This is a genomic window from Micromonospora sp. MP36 (assembly GCF_008119785.1).
GTDB lineage: Bacteria > Actinomycetota > Actinomycetes > Mycobacteriales > Micromonosporaceae > Micromonospora.
Window position 1 is genome coordinate 1 of record NZ_VSFA01000049.1, and the last position, 19,544, is coordinate 19,544.

Below are 19,544 nucleotides of genomic sequence, written 5' to 3' on the forward strand. Positions count from 1 at the left end.
GCGGCGCACCGCTGCCCCGCCGGCGGAAGCCGCGGGAGGGGTTGTTCGCGCTCTTCTTCCTGCTGCCGACGCTGCTGTTCCTCGTCGTCGGACTGGTGGTGCCGGCGATCCGCACGACGCTGCTCTCGTTCATGGACCGCGACAGCAGCAACTGGGTGGGACTGCAGAACTACGGCTGGATGTTCTCCGAGGGCTCGATCGTCCGGGTGCTGATCAACACCCTGATCTGGGTGCTCCTGGTGCCGCTGGTCGCCACCACGTTCGGCCTGATCTACGCGGTGCTGGTGGATCGGGCCCGGCTCGAGGCGGTCGCCAAATCTCTGATCTTCCTGCCGATGGCGATCTCGTTCGTCGGCGCCAGCATCATCTGGAAGTTCGTCTACGCGTACCGGGGCGACGGGCAGGAACAGATCGGCCTGCTCAACCAGATCATGGTCAGCCTCGGCGCCGAGCCGAGGCAGTGGCTGCTCGACTCGCCACTGAACACCCTGCTGCTGATCGTGATCATGATCTGGATCCAGGCCGGCTTCGCCATGGTGGTGCTCTCCGCGGCGATCAAGGCCATCCCGGCCGACATCGTCGAGGCCGCCCGGCTCGACGGGGTCACCCCGTGGCAGATGTTCTGGCAGATCACCCTGCCGAGCATCCGGCCGGCGCTGATCGTGGTGGTGGTGACGCTCTCCATCGCCACGCTCAAGGTCTTCGACATCGTCCGGACCGCCACCAACGGCAACTACGAAACCAGCGTGATCGCGAACGAGATGTACAACCAGGCGTTCCGGTACGGCGAGAACGGGCAGGGGTCGGCCCTGGCGGTCTTCCTCTTCGTCCTGGTCGTCCCGCTCGTGATCTACCAGATCCGCAACCTGCGTCAGCAGCGGGAGGGCTGAGATGACCACCGCCACGCCCACCGTCGGAGCCGGCGTCCAGGCCACCGGGGGAATCACCCGGGCCGCCCGGGTCCGCAAGCGGCTGAACAGCCGTACCGCCACCCTGGTCTCGATCGTCATCGCGCTGCTCTGGACGGTGCCGACCTTCGGCCTGTTCATCTCCTCCATCCGGCCGGAGGACCAGATCAAGACCACCGGCTGGTGGACGTTCTTCAGCGATCCGCAGTTCACCCTGGAGAACTACCGGGAGGTGCTGTTCGGCACCTCCTCCTCGTCCGGCCAGCTCGCCAGCTACTTCATCAACTCACTGGCGATCACCATCCCGTCGGTGCTCTTCCCGACGGCGTTCGCGGCGCTGGCCGCGTACGCGCTGGCCTGGATCAACTTCAAGGGGCGGGACTGGCTCTACATCGCGATCTTCGCGTTGCAGATCGTGCCGCTGCAGATGGCCCTGGTGCCGCTGCTGAAGTTCTTCTCCACCGGCGTCACCGTCGGCGGTGTCCAGGTGCTGCCGGCCTGGGATCTTGTCGACGAGCAGAAGTTCGCCCAGGTGTGGTTCGCCCACACCTGCTTCGCGTTGCCGTTCGCGGTGTTCCTGCTGCACAACTTCATCGCGCAACTGCCCGGGGACCTGATGGAGGCGGCCCGGGTCGACGGGGCCACCCACCCGAAGATCTTCCGCACCATCGTGCTCCCGCTGATCACGCCCGCGCTGGCCGCGTTCGGCATCTTCCAGTTCCTCTGGGTCTGGAACGACCTGCTGGTCGCGCTGATCTTCGCGGGCGGCCGCAGCGAGACCGCCCCGCTGACCGTCCGGCTCGCCGAGATGGCCGGCACCCGGGGCAACGAGTGGCAGCGGCTCACGGCCGGCGCGTTCGTGTCGATCGTCGTACCGCTGATCGTGTTCCTGTCCCTCCAGCGCTACTTCGTGCGCGGCCTGCTCGCCGGCAGCGTCAAGGGCTGACCCGCTGCTCCGCCGCCGCCGGCCCCGGCGGCGGCGGACGCGGGGCGGAGCGGGGGGAACACCGATGACGAAGATTGACGACGTCGCCCGCCTGGCCGGGGTCTCCACGGCCACCGTCTCCCGAGCGCTGCGCGGCCTCCCGACGGTCTCGGCCGCCACCCGGCGCCGGGTCCTCGCCGCCGCCGAGCAACTCCAGTACGCGGTCTCGCCGAGCGCCTCCCGGCTGGCCGGCGGGAAGACCGGCACGGTCGGCGTCGTGGTTCCCCGGATCACTCGCTGGTTCTTCGGGACCGTCGTGGAGGCCGTCGAGGACTTCCTCCACGAGCACGGGTACGACCTGCTCCTCTACAACCTCGGTGGCCGGGAGCAGACCCGGCAGCGGGTGCTGCGGACCGCCAACCTGGACAAGCGGATGGACGCGATCATCCTGGTCGCCACCCCGCTGCGGCCGGCGGACGTGTCCGCGCTGACCAGGCTGGCCCTGCCGGGGGTGACCATCAGCTCCGGCAGCGGCGTGCCCGGCTGGCCCCGGGTACGCATCGACGACGTGGCCGCGGCGCGGACCGCCACCCGGCACCTGCTCGACCTCGGCCACACGCGGATCGCGCACATCTCCGGCGACCCGGACGACGAGTTGGCCTTCACCACGCACCTGGACCGCCGGCGCGGCTACCAGGACGCGTTGCGTGGGGCCGGCATCCGGCCCGACCCGAGCCTGGACGTCGAGTCGCAGTTCACCATCGACGGCGGCATCCGGGCCACCGCCGAACTGCTGGCCCGGGGCGAGCCGCCCACCGCGATCTTCGCCGCCTGCGACGAGATGGCGATGGGCGCGATGACCGCGCTGCGGGACGCCGGGCTGCGGGTGCCGCACGACGTCAGCGTGATCGGCGTCGACGACCACGACCTGGCCGGGGTGCTCGGGTTGAGCACCGTCGCCCAACCGGCGGCGGAGCAGGGGCTGCTCGCCGCCCGGATCCTGCTCGACCCGCTCGGCGTGCGCACCGCCGAGCCGTACCCGGGAGTGGTGCCGCGACAGCGGATCGGGGACGCCGACGGCGACCCGCCCACGCCGTCCGTGATCCTGCCCACTCGGCTGGTGGTGCGGGAATCGACCGCGCCACCACGGGCACACTGAACGGATTCGGCCGTCAGGGTGGCGGCCGGGAACGACCGTCCGGCCGTCGGACGGCCACCGCTCGACAAAGGGGAGAAGGCTCTGAACACCGACGCGACACAGCAGGAAACGGCCGGCGGTCCGGCCACCGGTTGGTGGACCGAGGCCGTCATCTACCAGATCTATCCGCGCTCATTCGCCGACGCGAACGGCGACGGCATCGGCGACCTCCCCGGCATCACCGCCCGCCTCGGCCACCTGGCCGAGCTGGGGGTCGACGCGGTCTGGCTGTCCCCGTTCTACCCGTCCCCGCAGGCCGACGCCGGGTACGACGTGGCCGACTACCGGGACGTCGACCCGCTCTTCGGCACCCTGGCGGACGCCGACAAGATGATCGCCGAGGCGAAGGCGCGCGGGCTGCGGGTGATCGTCGACCTGGTGCCCAACCACACGTCGTCCGCGCACCGCTGGTTCCAGGCGGCCGTCGCCGCCGGGCCGGGCAGCCCGGAGCGGCAGCGGTACGTCTTCCGGGACGGCCGCGGCGCGCAGGGTGCCGAGCCGCCGAACGACTGGCAGAGCGTCTTCGGCGGCCCGGCCTGGACCCGACTGCCCGACGGGCAGTGGTACCTGCACCTGTTCGACCCCGGCCAGCCGGACCTGAACTGGGAGAATCCCGAGGTCCGGGCCGAGTTCCTGGACATCCTCCGGTTCTGGCTGGACCGGGGGGTGGACGGCTTCCGGGTGGACGTGGCGCACGGCCTGATCAAGCAGGCCGACCTGGCCGACTGGGAGGAGCAGCCGGCGATCCTCTCCGGCCCCGAGGTGGACAAGCCCCGCCCGCCGATGTGGGACCAGGACGGCGTGCACGAGATCTACCGGGAGTGGCGGTGGCTGCTCGACACGTACGGCGGGGAGCGCATCCTGGTCGCCGAGGCCTGGGTGGAGCCGGCGGAGCGGCTGGCCCGCTACGTCCGGCCCGACGAGATGCACCAGGCGTTCAACTTCGAGTACCTGCTCGCCGCCTGGACCGCCCCGGCCCAGTACGCGGTCATCACCCGCTCACTGGAGGCCACCGACGCGGTCGGCGCGCCCACCACCTGGGTGCTGTCCAACCACGACGTGGTCCGGCACGCCTCCCGGCTGGGCCTGCCGATCGGCGCCCCCCGGCCGAACGGGATCGGCATCGGCGACCCGCAGCCCGACGCCGCGCTCGGCCTGCGCCGGGCCCGGGCGGCCACCCTGCTGATGCTGGCCCTGCCCGGCTCGGCGTACCTCTACCAGGGCGAGGAGCTGGGGCTGCCGGAGCACACCACGCTGCCGGACGAGGTGCGGCAGGACCCGACCTGGGAGCGCAGCCAGCACACCGAGCGGGGCCGGGACGGCTGCCGGGTGCCGATCCCGTGGGAGGCCGACGCCCCGTCGTACGGCTTCGGGCCGACCGACGCGAGCTGGCTCCCGCAGCCCCCGATCTGGGCCGAGTACGCCCTCGACCGGCAGCGCGGGGTGCCCGGCTCGACGTACGAGCTGTACCGGACGGCGCTGCGGCTGCGCCGCGAGCACGGGCTGGGCGCCGGCGCGCTGCGTTGGCTCTCCTCCGGCGACGAGGTGCTCACCTTCACCAACGCCGGGCTCACCGTGCTGACCAACTTCGGCACGGCACCGGTGCCCCTCCCGGCCGGCGCCGAGGTCCTGGCGGCCAGCGCCCCGCTGGAGGGCGACGCCATCCCCACCGACGTCACGGTCTGGTACCGCGCCTGACCCATCAGGAGGGGCCCCTCGTACAACGCGAGGCGTTGACCGGGGGCCCTTCCTCACAGGCGGTCGGCGCGGGTGTGCAGGAGGTCGTGGACCTGCCCGATGTCGCGCGGCGAGGTACGGGCGGCGAGCCAGTACATCAGGCCGGTCGGGATGAAGAAGAGCTGGAACGCGGCCAGCCCGACGGCGTAGTTCAGCGGCGGCGGGAAGGCCGCCCGCAGCGCGTGGAAGGCCACCCCGACCAGTCCGTTGCCGGCCGCCCGGCCCACCCCGTTGACCAGGTTGCCCAGGCTGTAGACGGTGCCCCGGTGCTCCGGCGGGTTGACGTCGGCGATCAGCGCGAACCAGTTCGGCGAGTTCGCGGAGGTGAGCGCGAGCGCGAGCACCGCGGTCAGCAGGCTCAGCCCCACCGTGGGCTCGGTGACCACGCTGGCCAGCACCGCGGCGATCACCGTGCCGGAGCTGCCGCCGTTCGGCACGTCGATCCGGATCGGCACCAGGAACAGGACCAGGTAGAACGGCACGGCCGCGAGGATGCCCACCGCCGCGACCAGGGCCCGGCCGCTGGGCGTACGCCGCTGGAGCGCGTCGCCGGCCAACCCGCCCACGATGGACAGCACCCCGCCGAGCTGGAACAGGGTGGCGAAGACGCTGCCCACCACGACCGCGGTGGCCGGCGAGTAGCCCTGCGCCTCGGCGCGCTGGGCGAACAGCACCGGTAGCCAGACCAGCGAGCCGAACGCCGCCTGCGCGGTCAACCCCTGGAGAATCAGCCAGCGGTTGGTCCGCCGGCCCAGAATCCGCGGCAGGTCGGCCCGGCTGATCCGGTAGTCGTACTCGGCGCCGGCGTCGAGGGCCGCGGCCAGTTCCGGCTCGCTCTGCCCGCGCCGGATGTCGTACGTGAACAGGTAGGCCACGGTGGCGGCCACGCCGACCACGGTGAGCAGCAGGAACGGCCGCCGCCAGTCGATGGCGCCGAGGATCCCGCCGACGAGGGTTCCGGCGAGGGTGCCGACGCCCTGCGACAGCCCCCAGAAGCTCATCACCAGGCCCCGACGGCGGGGCGAGATCAGGTCGGTGACCACCGAGAAGCCGACAGAGCCGACCGCGCCCAACCCGACCGCGGCGACGAGTTGGGCGACCAGGAAGGTCGGGTAGTGCTGGGCGAGCGCGCTGCCGCCGGTGCCGGCCGCCCAGGTCAGCGTGCCGACCATCAGCAGTGGCTTGCGGTTGGTCCGGTCGCCCACGTACGCCCAGCCGACCGCGGCGACCGCGCTGACCAGGAAGCTCACCGCGGTCACCAGGCCGAGCAGCCGCTGCGGCACCCCCAGCGCGCCGGAGATCGGCACGTACAGCGGCGGGACCAGGCCGATCGCCACGTTGTCCAGCGAGGCGAGCACCACGAACACGACCACGCTGTAGAACCGGTGGGCCGCTCCCCCGCCGCGGATCGCACGCACAGCGAGCCACGCTACGCCATCTGGTCGCGTTGTCCCCCGGGCGCCGTCGCGCGCCGAGCCGGCGGCGGCAGCGGAAGCCCGGCCGCCAGCCGCGAGTCGGCGTCCCGGGCGCTGGGGTGGGCGACTCCGTGGAGCAGGTCGGCGGCTTCCCGCCAGGCGGCCAGCGCGCCGTCGTGGTCACCCTGTTCGTCCCGGATGTCACCGAGCATCAGCAGGGTCCTGCCCAACCACCGTTCGCCCTCGTTGCGGCCGACGCTGATCGCGGCGGCCAGCAGGTCCGCCGCCGCCGCCAGCCGACCCGCCCGGCGACGCGCGGCAGCCAGCACACTCAGCGCCTCGGCCGCGGCCGTCGGATACCGGATCGCCTCGGCGATGGCCAGTGCCTGCTCGGCCGCCACCACGGCCTCCGCGTCGCGCCCGGCCGCCAGGTAGATCCCGGCGAATCGGTACAGCGTGATCACCTCACCGTACGGGTCACGCAACTCGCGGAAGATCGACAGAGTGGTGGTGAGCAGTTCGATCGCGTCCGCGAACCGGCCGGCGTCGTGATAGACGCGGGCGAGGCCGTTCATGGCGTCGGCCTGGCTGCTCCGGCTGTCGCAGGCCGTGTAGAGATCAAGCGCCCGCCGCAACTGCTCCTCCGCCTCCCGCAGCCGGCCGTGCTCGCGTTCGATCGCCCCGAGGTGCTGCCGGGCGCGGGCGGCGCACCACAGGCTGCCGACCCGCTCGGCCAGCACCAGAGCCCGCTCCGCCGCCTGCCGAGCCTGCGGCAGGTGCCCCAGGAAACCCCGCAGGTAGGTCAACCGGTTGAGGGCGTGTGCCTGGCCGCAGTCGTCGTCGAGCGCCTCGAACAGTTCCGCCGCCCGTTCGGCGCAGCGGGCGGCGTCGGGGACGGCGAGGTACTCGTCGGCCCGGCTGCGGTACAACATCGCCAGCGCCGTCATGCGCCGGTCACCGGCCCGTTCGGCCGCCGCCTCGGCGAGCGAGTTGATCGACCGCCAGACGTCGACCGCTCCGCGCATCTCGAGGAACGGCCCGAGCACGTGCGCCAGCGCCCCGCACAGCTCGTCCAGCCCCAGGTGGTACGCCTGGCGTACCCCGGCCAGCAGCGATTCGCTCTCCGCCTCGTACCAACGGACCGGGTCGGTCGCCGCGGCGGACGGCACGCCCGGATCGAGCAGCATGGTGCCGCTGATCGCCGGCTCCAGCCCCGGGAACTGCTTGTCGGGCAGGCCCCGCATCGCGGACAGCGCGTAGCCGAGCCACGCGTTCAGGCCCGCCATCACGGCCGTACGCCGGGCCGCCTCGCCGATCCGGGCCGCCGCCCGTTCCCGCAGCAGCAACCCGACCAGGTCGTGGAACCGGTACCGGTCCTGGCCGGCGGCGTCCTGGCCGGCGTACTCGACGATGCGGTGCTGCACCAGCTGGTCGAGCAACGCCTCGGCGACCGCGACGGGCCGCTGCAGCACCGCCCCGGCGGCCCAGCTGGGGAAGCTCGGTACGGCCAGCAACGCCAGCAGCTGCCCGGCGCGGTCGGCGTCCGGCTCCAGGCCGCGGAAGCTGAGTTGCAGGCTGGCGCGTACCTCCAGGTCACCGTGGTGCAGCTCGTCCAGGCGATGCTGGTCGGCCAGCCGGTCGGCGAGCCGGTGCAGGGACCAGTGCGGCCGGCTGGCCAGCCGGGCGCCGACGATGCGTACCGCCAGGGGCAACCATCCGCACAGTTCGAGGAGGCGGGCCGCGACCGACGGCTCGGCCGCCACCCGTTCCGCACCCACCATCGCCCGCAGCAGCGCCAGCCCGTCCTCGTCGGGCAGCACGTCGAGGTCCAGGTGGTACCCGCCCTCCACGTCCGTCAGGTGGGAGCGGCTGGTGACGAGCACCGCGCAGCCGGATCCGCCGGGCACCAGCGGGCGCACCTGTGCCGCGCTCGCCGCGTCGTCGAGCACCACCAGCACCCGCCGCTCCGCCGTGATGGAGCGGTAGAGCAGGATCCGTTCCTCGACGTCGTCGGGGATGGCGGCGCGGTGCGTGCCCAACGCGACGAGGACCCGGCCCAGCACCTCCGCCGGCTGCTGGGGCCGGTCGTGGGTGCCGCGCAGCCCGACGTACAGCTGGCCGTCGGGAAAGCGGGCCCGCAGGCGGTGGCCCACGTGGGTGGCCAGCGCACTCTTGCCGACCCCCGGTATCCCGGAGATGATCACGACCGGAACGGCCGCGTCCACCGCCGGTCCGGCCTGGGTCAACCGGCGGCACAGCTCGTCCACCTCGGCGACCCGGCCGGTGAAGTCACCGACGTCCGCGGGAAGCTGGGCTGGAAGCGCGACCGGCGGGTACGCGACCTCAGCAGCCGGGCGCGGCTCGGGCTCGGCCGCCGCGTCACGGGCCGCCAGCCGGGCCGCCGGGCGCTGGTCGTCATCGGATCGATGATCGGTGCCGGCAAGGATGGCCCGCTCCAGCCGCTGCAGGTCGACGCCGGGCTCGATGCCCAGCTCGTCGGCCATGCGCCGGCGTCCGGCGCGGTAGACCTCCAGCGCCTCGGCCGTGCGCCCGACCGCGTCCAGCGCGGTCATCAGTTGCCCGCGCAGCCGCTCGCGCAGCGGGTGTTCGGCCACCAGCCGGGTCAGCTCCGGGACCAGCTCGGCGTGCCGGTTCAGCGCGAACTCCGCGTCGACCAGCTTCTCCGTGGTGGCCAGCCGCAGCTCGGCCAGCCGGTGCGCCTCGGAGGCGGCGAACGGCGACGGCACGTCGGTCAGCTCCGGCCCGCGCCACAGCGCCAACGCGGCGCGCAACGCCGCCGCCCTGACCTTCAGCGGCAGCCCGTCCTGGTCCGCGTCGCGCAGCAACTGTTCGACCCGCGCCAGATCGAGCTGTTCGTCCTCGATCCGCAGCAGATAGCCGGGACTGCGGGTGACCAGCAGGCGGTCCCCGCCCGGCCGGCCGGTGTCGCCGAGCAGCCGGCGTAGCGACGACACGACCGTCAGCACCTGTTCCCGGGCGGTCGCCGGAGGCGACTCCGGCCACAGTCCGTCGATCAGCTCGTCGACCGAGACCACCCGGTTGCGCCGCAGCAGCAGCGCGGCCAGGACGACGCGCTGGCGGGCACCCGGCAGTGGGATCAGCCCCGATCGCCCCCGCACCTCCAGCGAACCGAGCACGTTGAAGGCGAAGTCAGGGGTGTGGATGCCGTGCTGCCCCCCGGCGGTCTCGCGGTCCACCGGGTCCGCCCCGGAAGTCACCGCGCCCCGGATCCGCGCCCTGGCCGGGCTTCCCGAACCCGATCGTTCGGCACCGTCCACATCACGCACCTGCCCGTCCGGTCGCCAGAAGAGCCGCGTCAGCGGGAGCCGCCCCGTCCGTCCAGCGAGGCGCTACCCGTACGATATCGATCAATGCGTCTGGCGTGGTCGGTGCTTGGTCACGGAGCGGTAACGGCGGTCCGCCACCGGAGCGACGACCTCCGGTGGCGGACCTGGTGAGCGCGGGTCACCCCGCTCGACACATCCTTACCGGTCCTCCTCCCATCCGGCGGAGAACCAGATGGCCGCCAGCAGGACCACCAGCGGCAGCACCGGCCACCAGCTCGCGGGAAGCAGCGCGGTTCCCAGGGCGAGGAACGCGATCACGCCGAGGAGAAAGAGCCAGCCACGCCGGGAGCCGAACAGCAGCCGGAACCGTTGCCGTACGCCCATGAGACCTTCCGCCCCAACTCCGCTCACGGCCACCACGTCCGCTTGGCCCTGAAGATGTACCGGTGGGCCCCGGCGATGTGCTCCAGCGGCCCCGGGCTGCCCTTGATGCCCTTCGCCACCCGGGCCATCTTGAAGGCGCGGGAACCCGCGGTGAGGCGGGCACCGTACCCACCGAGCAAGGCTCCCACGGCGCCTCGCTGCAGCATCGTGCCGACGCGGAAGTCCTTGGTGCCCGCCGTGCCGGCCGCGTACGAGCCCATCCCGGACGCCGCACCGACCAACATGACACAGGCGATCGCGGTAGCCCCGCAGGCCAGCGCCCCGAGTGCGGCGCCGATCCCGACCCCGATCATCGCGTAGGTCCGCCAGTTGTTCTTGAAGTGGTTGCCCACCGCCTTCGCCGCGCCGGTGACGGCGTGTCCCGCCGCCTTGCGGCAGGCGCTGCTCCAGAAGCTGGTCAGCTTGCACCGCTGATGCTTCTGCTTCTCCTTGGCCGCGGCCTCGCGGGCCTTCTTCGCCAGCGCCTCGCGCGCCTTGCGGGCAGCCTCCTCCCGGGCGCGCTTGGCGGCGTACTCCCGGGCCAGGCGCCGGGCCTCCGCCGCCTTCCGCATGTAGTCACAGCCGTCGCAGTAGTGGTGCGACGACGACGATGACGAAACCGGCCTGGAGTAGTCGCAGCCGTCGCAGTAGTGGTGCGCCGCGGGGGAGGGCTTCTTCGCCTTCTTCTTGGCCTTCTTCGCCGGCTTCTTCTTGGGCGGCGGGTTGTTGTAGCCGCCGCAGCCGTCGCAGTAGTGGCCGCCGGGCAGCACCCGCCACTGCCCGTCCGGGTCGCTCATCGTGACCGGGGTGTTGTCGGCGTACGCGTACCCGTTCATCTGCTGGGGGGTGTCGGTGCCGATGACCGGGTCCACCGAGATGAACCGGCCGGTGTCCGGGTCGTACTCGCGGGCACCGAGATGGGTCAGCCCGGTGGTGGCGTCGACCGTGCCCCCCACGTACCCCTTCTGGTCCGGCCAGCTCGCCGGAGCCGTGCCGCGCAGCTCGCCGAAGGGCAGGTAGCGGCGTTGGGTCAGGGCCAGGTCGTCGGCGTCGACGGCCAGTTGCGCCGTCCCGTGCTGGTCCTCCGCCTCGAACGAGAGCCCGCCCGTGGTGGTACGCACCGCGGTGGTCGAACCGACGTCGTAGTACCGGGTCGCCGTCACCGCGTCCGTGGACCTGGCGAGCCGCAGTTCCGTGTTGTCGAGGTAGAGGGTGACGGCATCCGGCTCGCGGCGGATCAACCGGTCCCCGTCGGCGTCGTACAGGAACTCCGTGACCTTGCCGCCCTCGGTGACCGAAGTCAGGTCGCCCTCGGTGTCCCAGACCAGGGTCTGGACGGAGCCACCGACCGTACGCCCGGTGGTGTTGCCGGTCGCGTCGTAGGTGTAGCTGTTCGTCCGGCCGCCGGTCGTCACGGTCGAGAGCGCGTGCGGCCGGGCCGACCCGGCAGCCGGATAGGTGGAGGTGCTGGTGGTCCCGGCGCCGGTGGTGGTGTCGTAGTTGGTCTCGCTGAGCCGGTTGCCGGTCTTGTCGTAGGTCCAGGACTGCCAGTACGGTGCGGGCCCGCCGAGAACGTCCACCCCGGGCGCGGCCGCGCAGTTGTCGGTCGCCGTCCAGGCGGTGGTGAGCCGGCGCAGGTCGTCGTACCGGAAGCACTGGGTGTCGGCCACGCCGCCGGAGGGGGTGTCGGCGATCCGGGTGACGTTGCCGGCGCCGTCGTAGGTATAGGTGACGTCGGCCAGGTGCAGCGGCGACACGTTACGATCGACCACCGTCCGGCTGAGCTTGCGGGTCGCGTCGTCGTAGAAGAACGTCTGCGCGATCTGCTTGCCCGGCACCGCCTGCATGGTGTACTGCAACGGCTCGTCGTAGGGGCTGTAGGTGGCCGAGACGAGCAGCGTGGACAGACCCGTCTGCGCCGTCTGGAGCCGGCCGTCCGCGTCGTAGCTGTACCGCAGGGTCTCCGGTGCGAGGCCACCGGCCGCGGGGTACGAGACGGACAGCGGGTCGCCGGTCGGCGTGTACCCGGTGTTCACCCGGTAGCTGCCGGCCAGCTTGCCCTCCACCGCCGGGATGGTGACCGTGCTGCCCAGCGAGCGGTAGCGGGAGTCGTAGCCGTTGACCGACGTGGTGTAGGCATTGCCGTTGACGTACCGGGTGGACGAGGCGGCCTGCCCCTTCACCACGGTCCCGTTGGTCAGGGTGTCGTAGGTCCAGTCCGCCAGCTTGGGACCGGCGGTCGACCCGGCGTACATGGCGGTCTTGCGACCGAGCCCGTCGTACGTGTAGGCCAGGGTGGCGCCGCGCGCATCGGTGGTGGTCAGCACCTGGTCGGCGTTGTCGTAGGTGTAGGTCGTGGTGCCCTTGTCCGGGTCCTCCTCCTGCACCTTCCGGCCCCGCAGGTCGTAGGTGTACCGCCAGACGTTGCCCACCGGGTCGGTGATGCTGGCCAGCTCACCGGCCCTGGTGTACGTGTAGCGGGTGGCGTCGTAACCGCCGCCCGGCGTACCGCCGGAGTGCTGGCGCAGCTCAGTTGTCCGGCCCTCCGGATCGGTGATCGTCGTGGTGGCCGTGCCGCCCGCCGGCGGGGTGACCGAGACGCGGTCGCCGCCGTAGCTGGTGGTGGTGCGCCACTTCTCCGCGCCGAAGGAGAGGAAGATCTCCGCCGTCTCCCGCTCGTTGCCGTCGTAGACGGTCCGGGTCTGGGCCGGCACGGCGTTGTCGTCGACGGTCAGCAGGGTGGTGCCGGCGGTGCCGTCGTTCCAGTAGGCCGCGTTGCTCTTCACCTCCAGGCCGCGGGAGTCGTAGTAGGTGTCCGTGACGATCCGGCCGCCGCCCGCGGCGGGCTGCTGCGTCTGACGTTCCCGCAACTGGCCGTCGTAGAACGCGTACTCCTTGTCATAGGTGTCGTCGTCGCGGATCGTCTCGGTGGTGACCACGTTCGGCGCGGTGGCCCGGATGAGGTAGGAGAACTTCATGTTGGGCGTGGCGTCGCCCGCCTTGGACCGGTCGGGGAGCCAGACCGCGGCGGACCGGCCGAGCGGGTCGTAGGTCAGGTCGGTCCGCCGGCCGTTCGGGTCCACGATCGCGGTCTCCACGCCCCACGCCGGCTCGAACGTGGTGGCGGTGGCGTGCCCGAGCGGGTTGGTGACCGTGGTCGCGGTGACCGGGCCGGTGGCCGGGGTGAAGACCGTGCTGGTCTTGCGGTCCAGCTCGTCGAACGTGTCCAGGGTGCGCCCGTAGCTGTCGTACGTCGCCCGGGAGGCCTGCACGTAGACCGGCGTGCCGTTCGAGTACGACGCCACCTCCTGGGTCAGGGTCTCGTCGCCCTTGGTCGGCGCGGTCCCGAAGGTGGTCGAGCCGTCGTAGAAGGTGCGCGTGTCGGAGAGGACATCCGCCGGGCGGGACGGCGTCACCGTGCAGGCCACCCGGACCCGCTCGACCCGCACCTCGTAGTCGATCATCCACTTCGCGGTGTCCCGGGCGTACGTGGTGCGGTTGCACTCGTCGTCGGCGCTCGTCGCGGTGTCGCCGAGGTCGTTCACCTCGGTCGGCAGCCCGTACGAGTCGTAGCTGGTCTGCACCTCGGTGCGCCGCCAGCCGCCGGTCGACAGCGCGAGCCGGCTGCGCTTGCGCGCGATGCCGGTGAGGTACGCCTTGGTCGCGCCGTGCGTGGCGGTGGCCGCCGAGATCCAGGGATCGTTGATCTCGCCGTTCAGCACGGTCCCGCCGACCCCGTCGTAGGTCATGCTCTCCCGGGCCAGGCCGGCCAGGCTCGGATGGTCGGCGACCGACCCGCCCTCCGAGTCGCCGACCGAGACGCTGCGGGTGCCGCTGGACAGCTTGTCCCCGTCCATCCCGCGCAGGTAGAGCGTCTCGCGCAGCGAGCGCACCCCGCCGGGGGCGCCGTGGGTCACCCGGACCCGCGCGAAGCCGCGCCACTCGCCCCAGGTGCGGTACTTCGCCGGGGTCAGTTCGTTGTCGTCGTGGTGCCAGGCGCCGCCGCCGAGGTACTCGTAGTCGGTCTGCTCGATCCCGGCCACGCCGGACTGGTCGTCCTCGAGGACCTGGACCGCGACGTACTTGTGGAACCAGTCGAGCTGCGGCTGCAGCGCGCCCTCCGGCACCCAGTACTGCGGGAAGCAGCGCTTGGTGTTGGTGTCCGGGGTCGGAGCGGCGGCCCGGGTGCACTCCCGGCCCGAGTAGTTGACCCGCAGGTGCCCGCCGGACTCGTCGTACACGTCGGTCACCCGCCACTTGTACAGCGGCGGGATGCCCTCCAGCGCGTCGACCCGGTTCTCCAGCTGCACGCCCTCGAAGGTCACCGCCGGCAGCGCCAGGCTGCCGCCGACCTGGCCGGTGCGGGTGATGGAGGCCAGCCAGAGCGACGGCGACGTGCCGTCGCCCGGGGCCCGGTACTGGTAGCCCAGCTTCCAGCTGTTCACGTTCCCGGTCCCGGACACCCGGGTGGTCACGCTCGCCAGCCGCTTGCGGGTCCAGAAGGTCGGGGCGAACCGGTCGGTGCAGCTCGCGCCGGCGTCGCAGTTCTGGTCGTACGGCACGTCCGGCCAGTTCTTCGCGGTGTCCTTGGTGATCGTCCCGGTGCCGCAGGTCGCCCCGTCGGCGCACCGCTCCTCCACGGTGAAGACCACCTGCATCGGGGCCGTCGCCGAGTAGACCGTGTCCGACCGCTGCCCGTAGTCGATCCGGCTCAGGTAGCCGCCGCGGACGTACGTCGTGCCGGCCGTGGCGGTCAGATTGCGGCCGTAGTAGTTCGATTCCTTCGTGTACCAGTACGACATCGCGTTGCCGTTCGAGTCCACGACGTAGTCCAGGTTCCACCGCCACGCCTGGTTGCAGTACGACGATGCGAAAGTGCTCGCGTGGCACGGCTCACCGCTGTCGTCGCCGAACACCGGCGCCGTCCAGACCGACTCGGTCACCGCGGCGTTGGTGGTCCAGCCCGGCAGCCGGTGCAACCCGTAGAAGTACTGAGTGCCGTCCCGGGAGGTGATCTTCCAGTACTCCCCGTTGTCGTCCCCGTTCGCGGCGCCGGTCAGCCGCTCCACCCGGGAGCCGTCGTCGTTGCGCGGATGCCACGCGCCGGTGGTGTCGTCCTTCACCAGCTCCACGGTGCGCCCACCGAGCGAGAGGAAGGCGTTGTCGGTCTCCCAGCACAGGTCGTACGGCTTCGGGCTGAACGAGACGTCGTCGGAGCACGAGCCGTACCGCCGCTCGATGAAGCCCTCGCTGAAGTCCCAGCCCTCACCGACCCAGGACGACTGGTTGTTCGTCGACACCGTGCGCCCGTCCACGCTGCCCGACGAGTACGCCAGCGTGAGGTCGGGCTCCGGCCCACCGAAGGCGGGCACCTCCTCCATCGGGTACGACCAGCTGAAGTCGCCGGCCGAGCCGCCCGCCTCCCAGGACGACGACGCCGACAGGGCGCTCGCCTTGTAGTCCCCGGCGCTGCCGGACGCGGTGGCGGTGGCCGCCAGCACGGTGGGCGTGGCGCCCACCGGGGTGTCGGCGGTCAGCCGCCCGGAACGGACGTCGTTACGGGACGGCAGTGGCGTACCGGCGCGGCAGTCCGGGCGCTCCGGGGTGGTCAACACGCACGCCGGGAGGCGCACCAGGCGCAGCCGGGAGCCCCAGTCGCCGCCGTACGCGTCGCGGAACCCGGAGTAGTCCACCTCGACGGAGGCGCCGGGCGTGCCGGCCGCCGCCGCGCCGGTCCCGGTGGCGGCCACCGTGAGCAGCAGGCCGCGCAGGTCAGCCCGGCGCGCGGCGTCCTGGCCGAGCACCTCCACCCGCAGGCCGTCCGGCCGGGCGGCGCCGGCCGCGCCGACCCGCACCGGCAGGCTGCCCGCGGGGACCGGACGCGTCCGGGCCGCCGCCGACAGGCCGCCGGCCAGCGCGTCCTTGCGGTCCGCGGCGGACAGCCCGGCCAGGTTCGCCGGCAGCGCCACCTCGGCGACGCCAGGAGCCGGCCAGGACGCCGCGGGCGCGAACCGCCGCGCCACGGTGGACGACCGCGCCGACGGGGGTACGAAGTCCCGGCCGGGCACCGACCGTTCCCGCGCCACGTCGGGCTTCCACCTGAGCGGGGCCGCCGCGGCCGGTTTCGCCGGCACGGTCAGTGCTCCGGCCGCCAGGGCGGACGCCACCGTGCCGGCCAGCACCACCGCCAGCCGTCGGCTGATCGGGCGCATCCGTCGCCGGCGCGCACGACTCGTCACGATCGTTCTCATCACCGATTCCCTCCCGTGTCGTGCGGCCGGCCGGTCACCCGGCCTGCGCGGTGTACAGATCCCAGATCGCCTGGTCGCTCAGCGGTCCCGCGTACGCGCGGGCGTCGTCCACCGCACCGGTGAGGTACTGCTGGAACGTCACGCCGGCCGAGCCCCGGCCGATCCGCACCGCGCCGCCGGCCTGCCAGGTGCCGGCGAAGTACGACTCGGCGACGAACTGGCCGTCGACGTAGAGCCGCAGCGCGTGCGCCTGCGCGTCGTACACCCCGGCGAGGAACGTCCAGGTGCCGACGGTCGGCGTGTCGAACTGGTCCACCGCCTCGCAGATCTCGGCGGAGGCCGAATCACCCACCGGCGTACGCATCGACCAGCGGTAGACCCCGGCCGCGGCGTCCCAGGACCAGCCGAGGTTGACGCCCCCGATGTTGCCGCCGTCCTGGCTGAGCGCGATCCCGTTCTTGGTCAGCGCGTCCGGCCGGACCCAGGCGGTCACGGTGTAGCTGCCGTCGGTCCGGATCGCCGGGGCGGTGGTGCTCAGCACCCCGTCGGCGAGCTGGACGGCGTTCCCGCTGACCCCGGCGATCCGGGTCACGCCGGTCGTCGACCAGGTGGCCGGGTGCCCGCCGACCGAGTCCGCGGCGGTCGTGCCGGAGGTCTCGTCCAGCTTCCACCGCCCGGCCAGGCGCGGCACCTGCTGGATCTCACCCGGCAGCAGCACCCGGTCGTAGAACCGCTCGGCGTCGAGGTCCCCGGGCCAGTAGTCGGTGAAGTTGCCGTTCCACTTCGACCGGCCCAACTGCACCGGCCCGCTGCTGTTCCACGGCGTGGTGTAGCTGGCCGTGCCCTCCAGCACCCCGTTGACATAGAGCCGCAACTGCTGGGCGGGGGCGTCGTACACGCCGATCAGGTGGTACCACTCGCCCGCGACCGGCTTCGTGGTCGAGACCGCCTGGGTGGTGACGGGTGAGTCGGCGTCCCCGCTCATCCGCTTGAATTCCCAGTGCTGGTAGGTCGCGGAGTAGTACAGCAGGAACGCCGCGCCCCGATTGCCGGGCTGGGACATCGCCGCGCCGTTCTTGGTGGTCCGGTCCAACCGGACCCAGGCGCTGACCGAGAACGACCTGGTGGTGTCCGGGACCAGGTCGGTGGTGCTGGCGTAGCCGGTGGCCCCGTCCAGGTTCAGCGCGCCGCCGGTGACCCCCTCGGTCCAGGCCGCGCCGCCAGCGACGGTGGCGTGGTGGAGGCCGCCCGAGACGTCCTCGGCGACGGTGCCGTCACCGGTGTAGTCCAGCGGCCAGTCGGCGACCGGCCCGGACGGCTCGGTGGCGTAGAAGACCACGGTGGCGACCTCGGACCGGTTGCCCGCCTTGTCCACGGCCCGCGCGTGCATCCAGTTGACGAACCGGTCGGGTACGACGGTGACGTTGACCGGCGTGGTGGATGCGGACGGCGTCGCCTTCTTGGTCAGCGCGGTGACGTCACCGTTGACCGTGTACTCGTAGTACGACACGTCGGTGCCGCCGTTGGGGCCGAGGGTGACCGTGAGCCCGGCCCCCATGACGGCATTCGACTCGCCGTTGTCCGGGAAGCCGGTCGAGGTGACGGACGGGATCGGCGGGCGGGTGCTGTCCACCTGGAACTCGCAGAAGCTGCTCCACGTGCTGGTGTCGGTGCCGTCCTCGGCCCGTACCCGCCATTTGGCGATCGAGCCGTTGCTGAACGCGCCGCCCGGTACCGTCACGGCCACCACGGTCGGGGTCTTGCCGGCCACCGTCGCCGACGTCCAACTGCCGACCGGTGCCGTGCCGCTCGCGGTCCACCACTCGAAGCGCGCCTTGACCGCGTTGTCCGCGTCGCTGACCGTGGCCCGCAGGGTCGGGGTCGCGGTGCCCAGCACCAGGCGGCCCGAGCCGGTGGTGCAGAGCGTCGAGTTGTCGGTGGTCAGGTTGGTCGGCGCGGCGGGCACCGTGTTGTACTCGATGGTGAAGGTCGGGTTGTTCCGGAACTTCTTCCACGACAGGGTGTCCCTGTTGGACTCCGCCGTCGACGACGCCCGCAGGCCCTCGTGGATGCTGCTCCAGCTGTTCTTGGCCGCTTTCTGCACATGCGCGGTGACGTTGAACTCCACCCCGCCGGCCGGGCAGCTCGACGAGTACCCCTTGGCCACGCTCTTCGCGTCGAGCTTGGTGATCCAGCTCGGCTGCTTGTTCCAGGTGGTCGTCGACCCGAACCCGCCGACCTCCCACGCCTGCACCTCACGGGTCGTGCACGAGCGCGACCACGTCTCGTACGTCTGCAGCGTCGCCTTCAGCACGTGCTTGCCCCGTACGCCGGAGGTGTCGATCTGGAAGAGCGACCGGGTCAGCTTGCCGTCCGTGGCGTCATAGCCGACCCGGGCCACGTTCTCCGAGCTGCCGAGGTTGGCGCCGTTGTAGAAGGAGGTGTTCGGATAGTTGCTCCACACCTGGGTCCAGTTGAGCCGGCTGCCCGACCAGGACGGGTCCAGGTAGACCGGGTAGCGGGTGTCCGGGGCGGTCAGCAGGTCGCGGTCCGGCGCCAGGGCCAGCGCGTCGGCGGTGAGCGCGACGCCCATCGACCGAATCCGGCCGCCGGGCACGTCGGCGGCGCGGGGGCGGGCCTGTCCCGGCGCCGCCGCGGCGGTCACCTCCCCCGACGAGTCCCACATGTACGCCGCCGGGGCCCGGAACACCTCCCGCCCCGCCGCGTCGACGGCCGCCAGGCCGCCGCCCGCACCGGTCCGCACCGACAGGCCGGACCGGGTCACCGGGAACCGCAGCCGGTGCAGGGCCGGGTTCGCCGCCGCCTGGGCGGACTTGACGACCAGCAGCTGCGACAGGCTCTCGACCTCGGCCCGCAGCAGCAGGTCGACCCCGGGCAGCACCTCCCGGTAGGTGGCGGTGTTGCCGGCGAGGACGGGTGCTGGCAGCTGCCCCGGCCACGCCAACGCCAGTTCCGTCCCGTCGCGGCGCAGCCGCACCAGCGGCCCGCTGCCGCCGCCGGAGAACGCCATGTCCAGCGTCGTCGCGGCCGGCGCCACCGTGCCGTCCGCCTTGGCGTGCAGCGTGGTGTCCACCGGCACCCACTCCGCGCCGCGCCGCACCCGCTCCGGTACGACGGACTGCCGCATGGTGAAGGTGCCGTTCGGATTCGCGAAGACCTGGGTGTTCTCGGTCCGCAGGGCGGTCGCCTCGACCCGCTGGCGGGTGGCGACGGCGGCGGCCCGGGCCGCTTCCTCGCCGAGGGCCGACGGAGCGGCCGGCGCCGCGGCGGCCCCGGGCGCGGTCAGTAGGCCGCCCACGACGGCCAGCACCGCCACCAGCACCGTACGGCGTGGACGGCGGGTCACGGAGGCTAACGG

The 19,544-nt window shown here is 72.4% G+C and carries 9 protein-coding genes; 4 read left to right on the plus strand and 5 right to left on the minus strand.

From position 1 onward, the window contains the following. From FXF52_RS25815 to FXF52_RS25830, 4 genes are all read left to right on the plus strand, one after another. Positions 1-890, plus strand: an 890-nt coding sequence (locus tag FXF52_RS25815) for a carbohydrate ABC transporter permease (protein ID WP_148800926.1), incomplete at its 5' end; no start/stop codon positions are given. A gap of 1 nt (position 891) precedes the next feature. After that, the gene (locus FXF52_RS25820) at positions 892-1,854 is read left to right on the plus strand and encodes a carbohydrate ABC transporter permease (RefSeq protein WP_148800927.1); all 963 of its coding nucleotides are present in this window, start codon (positions 892-894) and stop codon (positions 1,852-1,854) included. 64 nt (positions 1,855-1,918) lie between these two features. Further along, positions 1,919-2,992, plus strand: coding sequence for a LacI family DNA-binding transcriptional regulator (locus FXF52_RS25825; protein ID WP_148800928.1), 1,074 nt, complete (start codon positions 1,919-1,921; stop codon positions 2,990-2,992). A gap of 81 nt (positions 2,993-3,073) precedes the next feature. Beyond that, positions 3,074-4,729, plus strand: a complete 1,656-nt coding sequence (locus FXF52_RS25830) for a glycoside hydrolase family 13 protein (protein ID WP_148800955.1) — start codon at positions 3,074-3,076, stop codon at positions 4,727-4,729. Positions 4,730-4,782: 53 nt separating this feature from the next. Here FXF52_RS25830 and FXF52_RS25835 read toward each other — a convergent pair whose 3' ends face one another. The 5 genes from FXF52_RS25835 to FXF52_RS25855 form a co-directional block, all read right to left on the minus strand. Continuing rightward, positions 4,783-6,186 (minus strand): MFS transporter, encoded by a 1,404-nt coding sequence (locus FXF52_RS25835; protein ID WP_148800929.1) that lies wholly within the window; start codon positions 6,184-6,186, stop codon positions 4,783-4,785. An 11-nt stretch (positions 6,187-6,197) separates the two neighbouring features. Then, positions 6,198-9,422 (minus strand): BTAD domain-containing putative transcriptional regulator, encoded by a 3,225-nt coding sequence (locus tag FXF52_RS25840; protein WP_187413688.1) that lies wholly within the window; start codon positions 9,420-9,422, stop codon positions 6,198-6,200. A gap of 267 nt (positions 9,423-9,689) precedes the next feature. Beyond that, positions 9,690-9,875, minus strand: coding sequence for a hypothetical protein (locus FXF52_RS25845; protein WP_148800931.1), 186 nt, complete (start codon positions 9,873-9,875; stop codon positions 9,690-9,692). 23 nt (positions 9,876-9,898) lie between these two features. Then, on the minus strand, positions 9,899-16,153 hold the full coding sequence (locus tag FXF52_RS25850) for an RHS repeat-associated core domain-containing protein (protein WP_148800932.1): 6,255 nt from the start codon (positions 16,151-16,153) through the stop codon (positions 9,899-9,901). A 46-nt stretch (positions 16,154-16,199) separates the two neighbouring features. Next, the gene (locus FXF52_RS25855) at positions 16,200-19,532 is read right to left on the minus strand and encodes a LamG domain-containing protein (RefSeq protein WP_187413689.1); all 3,333 of its coding nucleotides are present in this window, start codon (positions 19,530-19,532) and stop codon (positions 16,200-16,202) included. Between the last annotated feature and the right edge of the window lie 12 nt (positions 19,533-19,544).